The 13,969-nt window shown below is 64.0% G+C and carries 11 protein-coding genes; 6 read left to right on the forward strand and 5 right to left on the reverse strand.

Features of this window, described 5'->3' with window-relative positions; all coding sequences use genetic code 11:
- The first annotated feature begins 282 nt into the window (after window positions 1-282).
- From AAGT95_RS11430 to AAGT95_RS11445, 4 genes are all read left to right on the forward strand, one after another.
- Window positions 283-1,608, forward strand: coding sequence for a DUF945 family protein (locus tag AAGT95_RS11430; protein ID WP_342593855.1), 1,326 nt, complete (start codon window positions 283-285; stop codon window positions 1,606-1,608).
- A gap of 146 nt (window positions 1,609-1,754) precedes the next feature.
- On the forward strand, window positions 1,755-4,181 hold the full coding sequence (lon, locus tag AAGT95_RS11435) for an endopeptidase La (protein WP_342593856.1): 2,427 nt from the start codon (window positions 1,755-1,757) through the stop codon (window positions 4,179-4,181).
- 89 nt (window positions 4,182-4,270) lie between these two features.
- On the forward strand, window positions 4,271-4,474 hold the full coding sequence (locus AAGT95_RS11440; protein ID WP_110603008.1) for a hypothetical protein: 204 nt from the start codon (window positions 4,271-4,273) through the stop codon (window positions 4,472-4,474).
- Window positions 4,475-4,601: 127 nt separating this feature from the next.
- A complete protein-coding gene (locus tag AAGT95_RS11445; protein ID WP_110603009.1) occupies window positions 4,602-5,219 on the forward strand; it encodes a LysE family translocator in 618 nt (205 codons plus the stop codon).
- A gap of 22 nt (window positions 5,220-5,241) precedes the next feature.
- On the opposite strand, the gene AAGT95_RS11450 is transcribed toward AAGT95_RS11445, so the two are convergent.
- The 3 genes from AAGT95_RS11450 to AAGT95_RS11460 all read right to left on the reverse strand — a co-directional run bounded on the left by AAGT95_RS11450 (window position 5,242) and on the right by AAGT95_RS11460 (window position 7,757).
- Window positions 5,242-5,943, reverse strand: coding sequence for an epoxyqueuosine reductase QueH (locus AAGT95_RS11450; RefSeq protein WP_425356018.1), 702 nt, complete (start codon window positions 5,941-5,943; stop codon window positions 5,242-5,244).
- Between the two features lie 39 nt (window positions 5,944-5,982).
- A complete protein-coding gene (locus tag AAGT95_RS11455) occupies window positions 5,983-6,897 on the reverse strand; it encodes a DMT family transporter (RefSeq protein ID WP_342593857.1) in 915 nt (304 codons plus the stop codon).
- 92 nt (window positions 6,898-6,989) lie between these two features.
- On the reverse strand, window positions 6,990-7,757 hold the full coding sequence (locus tag AAGT95_RS11460; protein ID WP_342593858.1) for an SDR family NAD(P)-dependent oxidoreductase: 768 nt from the start codon (window positions 7,755-7,757) through the stop codon (window positions 6,990-6,992).
- A 426-nt stretch (window positions 7,758-8,183) separates the two neighbouring features.
- On the opposite strand from AAGT95_RS11460, the gene AAGT95_RS11465 reads away from it, so the two are divergent.
- Both AAGT95_RS11465 and AAGT95_RS11470 read left to right on the forward strand, forming a co-directional pair.
- Window positions 8,184-9,440, forward strand: a complete 1,257-nt coding sequence (locus AAGT95_RS11465) for an acyltransferase family protein (protein WP_110603013.1) — start codon at window positions 8,184-8,186, stop codon at window positions 9,438-9,440.
- Between the two features lie 254 nt (window positions 9,441-9,694).
- On the forward strand, window positions 9,695-10,744 hold the full coding sequence (locus tag AAGT95_RS11470) for an oxidoreductase (protein ID WP_342593859.1): 1,050 nt from the start codon (window positions 9,695-9,697) through the stop codon (window positions 10,742-10,744).
- Window positions 10,745-10,840: 96 nt separating this feature from the next.
- Here the strand turns inward: AAGT95_RS11470 and AAGT95_RS11475 are convergent, their stop codons facing one another.
- A complete protein-coding gene (locus tag AAGT95_RS11475; protein ID WP_342593860.1) occupies window positions 10,841-11,884 on the reverse strand; it encodes a 2-keto-3-deoxygluconate permease in 1,044 nt (347 codons plus the stop codon).
- Window positions 11,885-11,989: 105 nt separating this feature from the next.
- Window positions 11,990-13,579 (reverse strand): altronate dehydratase family protein, encoded by a 1,590-nt coding sequence (locus AAGT95_RS11480; RefSeq protein WP_342593861.1) that lies wholly within the window; start codon window positions 13,577-13,579, stop codon window positions 11,990-11,992.
- Window positions 13,580-13,969 lie beyond the last annotated feature (390 nt).

The raw sequence follows: 13,969 nt of genomic DNA on the forward strand, positions 1-13,969 counted from the left end.
CACGAGCCACGAGCCACGAGCCACGAGCCACGAGCCACGGGCGAAACAAGGCGACGCCCCATGCGGGCCGAGTCAGTGTGGATCTAAGGAAACGCTGAATAAATTGCCGAAGGCGATGAAGCGCAAGGCGCACGGCACGCAGAGAACGGGACATGACATGGGGTTAGGCGAGTTCCGATCGGACCGGCGCACCGGTACCGCGCAACACAGCCATTCGCGCCTGTAGGCATTTAGGCAGTGGTTCCCTAACAGCGTTTCTCACGTCAACGTCTGGAGCAGTGCATGCGTAAATGGATGATCGCAGGAGCGGTCGTGATCGTGTTGGCTGGCGGCGGTTACCTGGGGGCTCAGGCCTATTCCAGCCAGCGCTTCGATAGCGAGATGGACAAGCTGGTCGCGCGGCTCGACGCCCGCCCCGACTGGAACGTCTCGCGCGAGGATGTCGACAGCGGCTGGTTTCACTCCTCGGGTCGCATCGAGGCCCGTTACGTGGCGGTAGCGCGGGACGCGGACGCCGTCTCCATCGAGGTTCCGTATCGGGCGAATCATGGCCTGCTCGAGACGACGCTGGATGGCGAAGCGCAGGTGACGGACGGCGGCGGTCAGACGCTGTTCGGCGACGTGCTCGAGAGCCAGGGGCCGATGACCTGGAGTGGGCGCTTCCTGACCCGCGAACAGAAGCTGGAGGGCCACTTCACCCTGCCGAGTTTCTCGCAGACGGTCACCGTGCCGGCGCGAGAGATCGCGGGGGAGGTGACCCCGGCCCGCGACATGCAGCTCGAGTCTGCCGAGGCGACGCTCGATATCGAGCAGGTCGACGATCATGTCACGTTGAAAGGCGCGTTACCGCGGCTGCGACTGACCGACGACCAGGCCGATGTCCTGATCGAGGGAGCGACGGTTTCCGGAACGTTCGAGGGCGATGACCAGGCTTTCCGTCAGCAGATGGCGCTGACGTTCCCGACCACGACGGTCACGCCCAGCGGCAGCCCCAGCGTGATCACCCGGGATATCGGCTACACGGTGAAGGCGGCGCTCGACGCCGATCAATTGACGATGCAGTTGAAGGCCGACCTGGGCGATACCCGGATTCAGGATCAATCGGTTTTCAGCGGCGGCTTCACGCTGGCGCTGGATCGGGTCGATGGTGACGCCTATCGGGCATTGACCAAGGCGCTGGAAGAGAATCTGACCGAGATACAGACTGCGGCCGACGCTGAGGACGACCGGGCCCTGGAGTCCGCGTTGGCGCCGCTGCAGCCGTCGATTCAGGCGCTGCTCGCGGGATCGCCACGCCTGTCGCTGGAGAGCCTGAACGCTGACAGCCCGATGCTGGGCATGAAGCTGCGCGGTGAAGGGGAGCTCAGTATCGATGGCGCCGGGATCGAGGAGTGGAATCCCGAGACCATGAGCGATGCGGCGCTCGAGCGCGAGTTCGTTCGCCGCCTGCAGGGCAGTCTGACCCTCGAGGGCGCACCGGCCGTGCTGCTGATGTCGCTTGGCCTGCCGCTGGGCAGCGATCCGCTGCAGGTCGAGCTGGCGGATGGCGTCCTCGATATCGATGGTCAGCGGATACCGCTGTTGCCGCTGGCGAACGATTCGAACTGACGTTTTTCGGACGCCTGGAGGGCCGCGCTTGCGGGCGCGGCCCGATGATTTCCACGCCGATCTCCCATCGCTGACTTGAACTCCCGCCCCGGTGCCCACATCCCTTGGTCATTCGGCCAGCTTTGGCCTCGAACTCAGGGTGAATGATGAGCGAACACAACCGCGACGCCACGGACTACTTCGAAGCCAGCCAGACCGCGCCTGAAGACGACCCCCAGTCGCAGCACGCCGCCGGTGCCGTCGTCCCCTCCGGTGATTATCTGCCGGAACGAATCTACCTCCTTCCCATCCACAACCGGCCTTTCTTCCCCGCCCAGGTGCAACCGCTGATCATCCAGCGCCAGCGCTGGGAGGAGACCATGAAGCGCGTCGCCAATACCCCCCATCACATGGTGGGGGTGGCGTTCGTGGGCGACGTGGGCATGGATGAGTTGAATCCCGGCAGCTTCCCGGAGATCGGTACCGCGGTGAAGGTGCATCGCAACCAGACCGAGGAGCAGCAGATCCAGTTCATCGCCCAGGGGATGAGGCGCTTTCGCATTCACCGCTGGCTGTCGAAGACGCCGCCCTACCTGGTGGAGGTCTCCTATCCTCGCGAGCCGGTCGATGCCGAAGCGGAGGAAGCGCGCGCCTACGCGATGTCGCTGATCAACGGGATCAAGGAACTGCTTCCCATCAATCCGCTCTATGGCGAGGAACTGAAGAGCTATCTCAACCGCTTCAGTCCCCACGAGCCGGGCCCGCTGACCGACTTCGCCGCAGCCATCACCTCCGCCAAGGGCAAGGAGCTGCAGAACGTACTCGAGACCCTGCCGATCATGGATCGGATGCAGAAGGTGCTGCCGCTGCTGCGCAAGGAGATCGAGGTCGCCCAGCTGCAGAACCAGATCAGCGAGCAGGTCAACTCGCAGATGCAGGAGCGCCAGCGCGAGTTCTTCCTGCGCGAGCAGCTCAAGGTGATCCAGAAAGAGCTCGGTATCTCCAAGGACGATCGCGAGAGCGATGTCGATACCTTTCGCGGCCGTCTCGAGGCGCTGCGGGTGCCGGAGCGGGTCCAGGAGCGCATCGACGACGAACTGAACAAACTGTCGGTGCTGGAGACCGGCTCGCCGGAATATGGCACCACCCGCAACTATCTCGACTGGCTGACGTCGCTTCCCTGGGGGATCACGTCGGAGGACCAGCTCGATCTCAAGCGGGCCCGCGGCGTACTCGATCGCGATCACGACGGCTTGAACGACGTCAAGGAACGCATCATCGAGTTCCTGGCGGAAGGTTCGTTCAAGGGTGACGTGGGCGGCTCCATCGTGCTGCTGGTCGGCCCCCCCGGGGTGGGCAAGACCTCCGTCGGCCGGTCGATCGCCGATGCCCTGGGACGCAAGTTCTATCGTTTCTCGGTTGGCGGCATGCGCGACGAGGCGGAGATCAAGGGCCATCGCCGGACCTATATCGGTGCCATGCCGGGCAAGCTGGTGCAGGCGCTCAAGGAGGTGGAGGTCGAGAACCCGGTGATCATGCTCGACGAGATCGACAAGATGGGGCAGTCGTTCCAGGGCGATCCGGCCTCGGCGCTGCTGGAGGTGCTCGACCCCGAGCAGAACGTCGACTTCCTCGATCACTACCTCGACGTGCGCCTGGATCTCTCCAAGGTGCTGTTTGTCTGTACCGCCAACCAGCTCGACACCATTCCGGGGCCGCTGCTCGACCGCATGGAGCAGATCCGGCTGTCGGGGTACATCGCCGAAGAGAAGGTGGCGATCGCCAAGCATCATCTTTGGCCGAAACTGTTGAAGCGGGACCGCATCCCCAAGAAGCGCATCAACCTGACCGATGCCGCGCTCAAGCAGGTGATCGAGGGCTACGCCCGCGAGGCCGGCGTTCGCCAGCTCGAGAAGCAGTTGCACCGGATCGTGCGCAAGGCGGCGGTCAAGATGCTCGAGCAGAACCAGGAGACGGTCAAGGTCTCGGTCAACAACCTGGAGGAGTTCCTGGGCGCGCCGCTGTTCCGCAAGGAGAAGGTGCTCAAGGGCGTCGGCGTGGTCACCGGACTGGCCTGGACCGCCATGGGTGGCGCCACATTGCCGATCGAGGCGACCAAGGTGCATGCGCTGACGCGTGGCTTCAAGCTCACCGGCAAGCTGGGCGAAGTGATGCAGGAGTCGGCCAATATCGCCTACAGCTATACCCTGGGTCACCTGGGCGAGTACGGCGCCGACGCCGACTTCTTCAACGACGCCTTCGTCCACCTCCATGTGCCCGAGGGTGCCACGCCCAAGGATGGTCCTTCGGCGGGCGTGACCATGACCACGGCGCTGATGTCGCTGGCCCGGAACCAGAGCATCGACCGGCCGCTGGCGATGACCGGCGAGCTGACGCTGACCGGCCAGGTGCTACCGGTCGGCGGCATCCGCGAGAAGGTGATCGCCGCCCGGCGCAGCGAAATCTTCGAGCTGATCCTGCCGGAGGCCAACAAGCGCGATTACGACGAGTTGCCGGACTATCTCAAGGCGGGAATGACCGTGCATTTCGCCAAGGTCTACCAGGATGTCGCCAAGGTCGTGTTCGGGCGTTGAGATTGGCCGCTGGCATGCCGCACAAGGGCGTCATGGTACGCTGAAGGCGACGCCGGCGTGACGATCGGCGAAGGAACGAGGAGCATGACGTGGTAAACGACAAGGCAATACAACGATCGCGCTGGTTGATCATGGCGACTTGGGCGGTGTTGGCGATGGTGATGCTGAGTGCCTGCAGTTACCATCCAGCACGCATCGAGTCCGAGCCCGCGGTAATCATTGGTGACGGTGATCATCGTCACGGCGACGGTGACTTCTGTCCGCCGGGGCAGGCGAAAAAAGGGAACTGCTGAGACATTCGCTGTCTCGACCGGTCACAAGCGGCGGCGCATCATGCGCCGCCGCTTGCGTTGACGGGTTGCGCCGCAGGGGCGTCAGACCGACAATCGCGCTTCATCGCCTCCATTGTGGGTCCACGCCATGTCTCTCGAAAGTGCCGTCACCTACCTGCTGGCCATTTTCCTGTTCGCCATCACGCCGGGTCCGGGTGTGTTCGCGCTGATCGCCACGGGCATGAACGCAGGCTTTCGTCGATGCCTGCCGATGGCGGCGGGCATGATACTCAGCGACGTGCTCTATCTGCTGCTCGCGACCTTCGGCTTGGCCACCATCGCCGAGCACTGGGGGGAAGTCTTCGGCGTGATCCGGATCCTGGGAGCGCTATATCTTTTCTATCTCGGTTGGAAGTTGTGGAAAGCGCCGGTGCAAAGCGCCGAGGTGGCGTCGCCCGGTCAGTCGGGGGGTAATCTGGCCGGGGTCGCGCAGGGATTTCTTATCTCTGCCTCGAATCCCAAGGTGATCCTGTTCTATATCGCTTTCCTGCCCACGTTCGTCGACCTCGAGCGGCTCGGCGGCTCCGCCCTGGCGCTGTTGGTCGTGCTGACGGTCGCTGGCTTGATGGCAGGGCTCTGCCTGATCGCTGCCAGTGCGGCCAGAGCGCGGCGAGCCTTGCGTTCGCCCCGCGCGCAGCGCCGATTGAACCGGGGCGCCGGATCGCTGATGATCGGCGCTGGCGCGCTGCTGATAGCGAAAAGTTGACGGCGAGGGCCACCTGGCCCTGTCACTCGTCGTCGCCGTAGTACTGTACGCCGAGCTTGATCAGGTCGCGGCCCTGGGCCTTGCGGTGGAGGTTGGAGTCGCGCAGCGAGTAGACGCAGCCGCAATACTCCTGCTGGTAGAAACGCTCGCGCTTGCTGATCTCGATCATGCGTTTCGAGCCGCCTTTCTTGCGCCAGTTGTAATCCCAGTACTCCATCCCCTCGTAAGGCGCGGCGGCGCGGTGACCGCAGTCGTTGATCTGGTTCATGTCCTTCCAGCGCGAGATGCCGAGCGAGCTGGAAATCAGCGTATAGCCGTGCTCCTTGGCGTAGAGCGCCGTGCGTTCGAAACGCATGTCGAAGCACATGGTGCAACGAATGCCGCGCTCCGGCTCGTACTCCATTCCTTTGGCGCGGGCGAACCAGTTGTCGGTATCGTAGTCGGCATCGATGAACTCGATGTCGTGCTGCTCGGCGAAGCGGATGTTCTCCTCCTTGCGCTGCAGGTACTCCTTCTCCGGATGGATATTCGGGTTGTAGAAGAAGATCGCGTAGTCGATACCGGAGGCGTGCAGCGCTTCCATGACCTCCCCCGAGCAGGGGGCGCAGCAGGAGTGAAGCAGCAGCTTGGCGTGCCCTTGGGGCAGGTGGAGCGCCTGGCGCTCGTCGGCGGTGGACATGGTGGGATTGGCCTGATCGTGAAGCGATTGCTGAATCCCGCTCATGTTGCGTCGCGAGCCTGGTGGCGTCAACGTCGAGTCCCTTCAGCGGTGTTGGCGCCGGCCACTGACCAGGGCCACCCCGGTGGCGGCGATGGCCATGCCCAGCCAGGCAATGGGGGGCATGGCTTCGTCGATCAGCCACCATGAAAACAGTGCCGCGCAGGGCGGTACCAGGTAGAACAGCGCAGATACCCGGGAGGCCTCGCCGCGGCGGATCATCGCCAGCAGCAGCGAGATGGCGATCAATGAGTTGCCGATGACCAGATAGGCCAGCGATCCGACCAGCGCACCGTTCAGCTCGAGCGTGAAGTGGCCGAAGAGCGCGATCAGCGGCAGGGTCGTGATCAAACCGGTCAGATACTGGATGAGATTGGCGCTGATCGGATGGAGCGGCTCGCCATAGCGCTTCTCGTAGAGTGTCGCACCGCTCATGCCCAGCAGGGCGGCCAAGGCCAGCAACAAGCCGCCGACCGTCGTGCCTTCCACGGTGGAGCGACCCACGATGACCACCACGGCGCCCACGAAGCCCAGCACAAAGCCGATCCAGCGCCGCCTGCCGATGGTTTCACCCACCATGGCCGGGGCCGCGAGGGCGACCAGTATCGGTTGCAACGACACGATCAGCGCCACTACGCCGGCGGAGCTGCCGAGGGCAAAGGCGCTGTAGCAGCAGCCGAAGTAGATGGTCTGGATCAGGAAGCCGACCATCGCCTGATGACCCCACGCGGCGAGCCTGGTAGGCATCGGTGGGCGCAGCCATAGCCAGATCGGCAACATGATCAGCAGCACCAGCGTGAAGCGAAGCCCCAGGAACAGCAGCGGGTCGACATGCTGCGTGCCGATCTTGGCGACCGGGAATCCCAGTGACCACAGCAGCAGGAAGAGCCCCGGCGCCGTCGCGAGCCAGAGCGGCTGATGCCCGCGAGCGGACGCCGCTGCCGTGGAGCGTTCAGTCATGTCGATCCCGTTTGGAAGTGTTGGTGGCGTCGCCCGCAGGCCCGCACTATCGGCCCTCCAAGGAAGAGGGCTGAAGGCCGTGCCGGGGTGTCTCAGTCTCGATCCACCGATAGACCGGCCCAGGACTGGCACACCGGCATCAGCTCGAGACGATTGATGTTGAGATGCGGTGGCAGCGTTGCGGCCAGGAACACCTGCTCGGCGACATCTTCCGGCTGGATCGGCTCGACGCCGCCATAGAGCTTGTCGTGAGCGCTCTGATCGCCCTTCATCCGGACCAGCGTGAATTCGGTTTCCGACATGCCGGGGGCAATATCGGTGACGCGAACGCCGGTGCCATTGAGATCGCAGCGCAGGTTGTAGGAGAACTGATTGACGAACGCCTTGGAGGCGCCGTAGACATGGCTGCCGGGGTAGGGCCATAGCGCCGCGGTGGAGCTGATATTGATGATGGCTGCGCCGCGGCCGACATCGATCAGCGTCGGCAGCAGCGTGCGCGTCACGTTGACCAGACCGGTGATGTTGGTGTCGATGACCGTCTGCCAGTCGTCCAGGTTGGCCTCCTGGGCCGGGCCGGCACCCAAGGCCAGTCCGGCGTTGTTGACCAGCACCTTCACCGCCTTGAAATCCGATGGCAGCTCTTCGACGACCCGGGCGACCGCATCCCGGTCGCGCACGTCCAGGGTGGCGACGTGAACCGGGACCTGGCTCTCCAACTCCTTCTTGACCGCTTCCAGGCGCTCCTGGCGGCGACCGCTGAGTACCAGTGCCCAGCCCGCTTTGGCAAAGCGGTGGGCACAGGCACGCCCGAACCCCGAGGTGGCACCGGTGATGAACGCGACGGGGGATTGCTGATCCATGGTGACTCCTGATCGAAATGAGTATGGGGCGTGGAAAGAGAACCCCGGGGCAAGACGCCGAAGCGTCAGGCATGGCGTGGGTGAGCCGACGACCCGTCAAGACGGTGGCCAAGCGTCGCTTCATGGCGACAGCATCAGGGCGTTTGTGTAAAAACGAGTGATTCCTGGGGCCGTGGCACGGTTTTCGTTGCGATGTTGTTACACTTTGACGACGATCATGACACGATCCGCGCTTACCGTCGCGGCGTGCCCCCACCCTTCGATAATAACCCTATAGCAACCCCGCGCAATCGCTTCGCTGAGCATGGGCCGTCTTTTACGGCGCCGTTTCGGGCATCGCGCTCACAGGCGTCAGATGCGTCTCGAAGCCTCGTTCGTCGATCACGTCGTCAGGTACTGTCCGGCGGTAAGAAAGGAGGTGGCAGGATGTCCACTAGCAAACGACAGCGATATTACGGCCTCGAATGGCTGCGCTTTCTGATGGCGTTGTGGATGGTCGCCTATCACTTCGGCGGCATCTACAGCGACATGCCGGCGATGCTGAGAAGCTTCATCGGCATGGGCTTCTTCGCGACCAGCACGTTTTTCATGCTGTCCGGATTCCTGCTCGCCCACGTGGCGCTGGATCATGCCGGAGAGATGAAGATGCACGGCCCGGCGTTCGTCGCCAAACGCTTGTGCAATCTCTATCCGATTCATGTAATGACAATGCTACTGTCGGTCGGATTGCTGTTGATTCAGTACCCCATCCGCCCCGAAGGGGTCCATGTCTACTTCAATACGCACCCCTATTACCCGCTGAGCGATGCCGTGAGAGCCGACTTCGCCGAGCGGCTGTCGTGGCCCAGCGCCATTGGCCATATCGCGCTGCAACTGACGCTCCTTCAGGCCTGGGAGCCGCGCTTCCTGTGGCTCAACGGGGCCTCGTGGTCGATCTCCGCGCTGCTCTTCTTCTACGCCTGCTTCCCGTGGCTGGCGCCGCGACTGATGCGGGTCCAGCGTTGGGGCCTGGTACTGCTGGGTCTCTGGGGGCTCTACGCGCTGGGACCGCTCGTCGCCACGCTGGCGGGGTCGTTCGATTACGTAACGGTTGGCGTGCTTCATCGCAACCCGTTGTTTCGCCTGCCAGAGTTCCTGACCGGTATCGTGCTCTATCGCGCCTGGCAGTCCCCACGCGTGGGCGATCTGGTACGCCGGTTTCGCTATCCACTGCTGGCGCTGGGCTTGTGCGGCGTGCCGGTCGGGGTCCTGCTACTGAAAATGGATGGACTGCACCTTTACTACCTGACTCACAATGGCCTGCTGCTGCCGTTCCAGGCGCTGGTGCTACTCAGCGTGTGTGCCTTCTCGGCGCCGCAAAGTGCAACGATCCGGGCCTGGGCTCAGCGACTGGGGGAGTCCGCGCTGTGCATTTTCGCTCTGCACACGCCGCTGATCGGGCCGACCGCGAGAGCGACCCGCTGGCTTCTGCAGCGATGGCACGAGAGCTGGGTCGTGGACAGCAGCAACGTGGCGCTCAAGTTCGCGATCCCGCTGTGGACCATGGCTTTCCATCTCGCGATGATCGTTGTCCTGGCGCTCCTGATGCAGCGCTTTGTGGTCGCACCGGTTCGTCGATGGCTGGAAGCGCGATTGCCGTCGGCTTGGCAGCGGCGATCGGCATCGAGAGCGGTCCGGGCGTGAGTTCGCCAGCGAAGCATGGGGTCGGAGACCACGCCCCGGTCTCGCAGGGCAGGGGGAGACCGTCGGTCATCGCGACGAGGACCATGCCGAAACGTGCGCCACGGCGAACCGTATCTCCCAGTCGTTCAGGGCTAATATTATCGACTCTCCCTCGCCATGGAACCTTGCCGTTCGAGATGCGATACCCTAATAAGTGAGGGTGCCTCGCCGGCTTGCCCGCGAAGCGAAGCGAATTCATCTCTAAGGGACGCAGCATGAAGGGATCCATCCGTGTGGGGCTGGTCGGCTACGGCATGGCCAGCAAACGGTTCCACGCGCCGCTGATCGACGCTCAGGACGGCCTCTCTCTGGTTGCCGTGGCAAGCCGGGACGCCGGCAAGGTGAACGCCGACTGGCCGAGCGTGCCGGTGGAGGCGACACCGCAGGCGCTGTTCCAGCGCGCCGATATCGATCTGGTCGTCATACCCACGCCCAACGCAACGCACTATTCGCTGGTCAGTGAGGCACTGGCAGCAGGCAAGCATGTCGTTGTCGACAAGCCCTTCACGGTGACGGCGGACGAAGCCCGCAAGCTGTGCGATCAGGCTGACAGGGCCGGACGCCTGCTGTCGGTCTTCCACAACCGACGCTGGGACTCGGATTTCCTGACGGTGCGCAATCTCATCGACAGCCAGTCGCTGGGCAGGATCGTCCATTTCGAGTCCCATTTCGATCGCTTCCGGCCCGAGGTCGCCCAGCGCTGGCGTGAGGATCCCGCTCCCGGTGCCGGTGCCTGGTTCGACCTCGGCTCACACCTGCTCGACCAGAGCCTGGTGCTGTTCGGTGTGCCGGAGTCGATCTCGCTCGATCTGGCCCGCCAGCGAGAGGGTGCCAAGGTCGACGACTATTTTCACGCCGTGCTGCACTATCGGGAGTGCCGCGTGATCCTCCACGGCGGTACCCTGGTTGCCGCGCCCGGCGCCCGCTTCACCGTTCACGGTACCCGCGCCAGCTATGTCAAGCATGGTCTCGATCCGCAGGAGGACATGCTCAAGCGCGGTGATCGGCAGCCGTCGCCCCACTGGGGGGAGGATTGGCGCCACGGCATGCTGACGATCGGCCAGGTACGCGAAGGCATTCAGCCGGAACTGCACGAGGTGCCGACCCTGCCCGGCGACTATCTCGCCTACTACGCGGGTGTTCGCGACGCCATTCGGGGTGACGCGCCGCTGCCCGTGACGGCCGAAGCCGCATTGGACGTGATGCGCTTGCTGGAAGCGGGAATTCGCAGCGCCGAGTCGGGGCAGGTCGTCACGCTGTCGTGAGATCGTGCTGATATCTCGACCTGGGGGCAATGACATCGAGCCAGCGAATTCGCTGGCTCGATGTGTCGTGATACCGGGGGCGGCCTCCGGCGTGGCTCATTTCGGGATAAGATCGCCCGCCAGATGGGCAGAAGACTTGTCATGGGCGCTCGCTGTGACAGGCATTTCCTCCGGCGATCGCAGTTCGCCATTGCGCTTGAGCAGCCACGAGGCGATCGCCGGCGCCATCAGCGCCGAGACCAGCACGCAGGCCGCGACCTGGGTCGTGGCGACACCGACATAGGCTTGCAGCGAAGGGTCGGCCGCGGCGGCGATTGCCGGTGTGGCGATGGAGTTGCCCGCGGTGGTGCCGGCGGCAAAGCCGATTCCGCTGCGTCTGCCGCGTTTCAGCAGATATCGATAGCCGAGATAGACCAGTCCACCGGTGAACGGAGCGACGAGCAGGCCCAGCGCCAGCCCGGTCAGTCCGCCGTGGAGCACGTCGGCCAGATTGATGCCGGTGCCGAGGCCGAACGAGAAGAAGGGAATCACCATCTCCGGCACCGGGCGCATGACCTCTGTCCATTTGGGGTCGAGATTGCCGGCCAGAATCCCCAGCAGCAGCGGGATGATCGCCGCCATGAACACTTCCAGCGGGATATCGGCCAGGCCCGACGCACCGATCAGAATCAGGGTGAAGAAGGGGCCGTCGTTGATGGCGCTGGCGATATAGGCGCCGCGATCGCGCTGGTCGCCGTAGCGGCCGGTGAAGGCGAGCCAGATACCGCCGTTGCTGTTGTCCATCGCGGCCAGCATGGCCAGGATCGAGATCCCGAACAGGCCCTGCATACCGGTAGTCAGACCCAGGATCGCGATCAGCACACCGGGGATCAGGCTCTTGGCCAGGAGTATGACACTGGCGGTGCCGACGATAGGACCGGCGTTGCGCGGCGTTATCTGCATGCCGGTGGCGAAGATCACCAGTGCCATGAACGCCATGGCGCCGTCCTTGAACAGCGCAGTGGTGAAACTGCCGATCTCCAGCGCGGCGGGCGCGAGCGTGCCGACGATCGATCCGAGAATCAGCGGAATGATCATCAGACCGCCGGGGATGCGGTTGAGCGTGTCGTAGATGGGAACGCGCGATACCGGAATCGACATGTGATTTTCTCCATGCCAGAGCGAAAGGGGGGTGCCGTCGGCGACGGCGCCGGTGGAGATGGCCTGCGGCTTGGGGCTATCTGGGAGCTCGAGGGCCTTGCGAACTCAGGTGATGACGCCGATCTGCCAGGGCACGAACTCCTGCTGGCCATAGCCGTGGCGTTCGCTGCGGCTGCGCTCCCCGGAAGCCAGGGTCAGGAAGCGCTGGAATATCTGCTCACCGAGCTGCTCCATGTCGATGTCGCCATCGATCAGGGCGCCACAGTTGATATCCATGTCGTCCGACTGGTGGCGCCACAGCGCGCTGTTGGTGGATAGCTTCATGGACGGCACCGGTGCGCAGCCGAAGGCACTGCCGCGACCGGTGGTGAACGCGATCAGGTTGCAGCCGCTGGCAACCTGGCCGGTGACCGAGACCGGGTCGAAGCCGGGAGAGTCCATGAACGCCAGACCGCGCTCGCGCATCGGTTCGGCGTACTCGAGCACTTCAACCAGCGGTGTGGTGCCGGCCTTGGCCACCGCGCCCAGCGATTTCTCGAGGATCGTGGTCAGGCCGCCCGCCTTGTTGCCGGCGGAGGGGTTGTTGTCGAGCGATGCGCCGCGAACCCGGCAGAACGCTTCCCACCAGTGGATGCGCTCGATCAATTTGTGGGCGACCGCCGGGCTCACCGCCCGTCGTGTCAGCAAGTGCTCGGCGCCGTAGACTTCCGGCGTCTCGGCGAGCACCGCACTGCCGCCATGGGCAATGAGGCGGTCGACGGCGGCACCCAGCGCCGGATTGGCGGTGATCCCGGAATAGCCGTCGGAGCCGCCACACTGTAGGGCGACCCGAAGATGCTCGGCGGAACACGGTGTGCGTTCGACCTGATTGGCTTCCGCCAGCAACTGCTTGATATGGCGTATTCCCTCGGCAATGGCCTTGGTGGTGCCGCCGACCTGCTGAATCGTGAACGGATGAAGCCTGGGTCCGGGCTTGAGGCCCTGGGATTCGATCAGGGTGTCGATCTGATTGGTCTCGCAGCCCAGGCCGATGACCAGTACGGCAGCGAAATTGACGTGACGCGCGTAGCCGGCGAGGGTGCGCTGGAGCATCTCCAGGGCCTCGCCATCCGCGGCCACCGCGCATCCCACGCCGTGGGTCAGTGCCACCACGCCATCCACGTTGGGGTAGGGGGCCATCGCTTCGGGATGGACGTCCCGGCGGAAATGATCGGCGATAGCGTGAGCGACCGTGGCCGAGCAGTTGACCGAGGTGAGAATGCCGATGTAGTTGCGCGTCGCGACCCGGCCATCCGCACGCTGGATACCCATGAACGTGGCGGCAGGGGAGACCCGCTCGACAGGCGTGACCTCGCTGCCGATGGCATACTCCTTGACGTAGCCCTTGGCGTCGCCCTGTTCGTGGCCGTCACCCTCGAGATCGCCGATGCCGAGATTGTGGACATGAACATGATCGCCGGGTGCGATGATGCGGGTGGCGCGGCCGATGATCTGCCCGTAGCGTCGGATCATGTCTCCCGGTTGGAGCGCTCGGATCGCGACCTTGTGCGCGGCCGGCACGGCGCTGGTCAGGACGATGCCTGGCAGGATCTCGCTACCCTTCGGCAACGGGACGCGGGCGATGACCACGTCATCGCGTTCGTGCAGCCGGATGATCGAGGCGGGGGCCTCGGTGGTGTGTTCGATCAATGCCATCAATCGGCTCCTCGGTCGGGTCGTGCCACTTTGGTCTATGAGACTTTATCTTTAAGTCTTTTTGAATCAGTCGGTTATTATGATTTTCGTGTGGATTACACCCTATCCGGTCAGCCTGTATCGCACTACTGAGAGTTGCTGATCGAATGATAACGGCCGCGCATTCGCCCAAAGTCTTAGGGTCCGTACGGAACGCCTGCGAGCGCGGGCAGAGCGAGGCAAGAATTGGCGAAGAACGGACCAGGCCGGCGCTCTTTACGGGGTGTCAATGAGCATGTGACTCGCGGCGCCCGCCGGGCCTTCCTGCGGACGTTCTGAATGTCGTTCAGTGCGCCGATCGATAACCCCGTCATGGCGAGCGTGGGCAGTTTTCATACCAGGCCCGATTCC

It is taken from the genome of Salinicola lusitanus (genome assembly GCF_038648475.1).
Classification (GTDB): domain Bacteria; phylum Pseudomonadota; class Gammaproteobacteria; order Pseudomonadales; family Halomonadaceae; genus Salinicola; species Salinicola lusitanus.

Excerpts from the sequence above, each read along its gene's own strand:
- AAGT95_RS11430 (WP_342593855.1), top strand. The coding sequence starts at position 283 with ATGCGTAAATGGATGATCGCAGGAGCGGTCGTGATCGTGTTGGCTGGC.
- lon (WP_342593856.1), top strand. The coding sequence starts at position 1,755 with ATGAGCGAACACAACCGCGACGCCACGGACTACTTCGAAGCCAGCCAG.
- AAGT95_RS11445 (WP_110603009.1), top strand. The coding sequence starts at position 4,602 with ATGTCTCTCGAAAGTGCCGTCACCTACCTGCTGGCCATTTTCCTGTTC.
- AAGT95_RS11450 (WP_425356018.1), bottom strand. The coding sequence starts at position 5,943 with ATGAGCGGGATTCAGCAATCGCTTCACGATCAGGCCAATCCCACCATG.
- AAGT95_RS11455 (WP_342593857.1), bottom strand. The coding sequence starts at position 6,897 with ATGACTGAACGCTCCACGGCAGCGGCGTCCGCTCGCGGGCATCAGCCG.
- AAGT95_RS11460 (WP_342593858.1), bottom strand. The coding sequence starts at position 7,757 with ATGGATCAGCAATCCCCCGTCGCGTTCATCACCGGTGCCACCTCGGGG.
- AAGT95_RS11465 (WP_110603013.1), top strand. The coding sequence starts at position 8,184 with ATGTCCACTAGCAAACGACAGCGATATTACGGCCTCGAATGGCTGCGC.
- AAGT95_RS11470 (WP_342593859.1), top strand. The coding sequence starts at position 9,695 with ATGAAGGGATCCATCCGTGTGGGGCTGGTCGGCTACGGCATGGCCAGC.
- AAGT95_RS11475 (WP_342593860.1), bottom strand. The coding sequence starts at position 11,884 with ATGTCGATTCCGGTATCGCGCGTTCCCATCTACGACACGCTCAACCGC.
- AAGT95_RS11480 (WP_342593861.1), bottom strand. The coding sequence starts at position 13,579 with ATGGCATTGATCGAACACACCACCGAGGCCCCCGCCTCGATCATCCGG.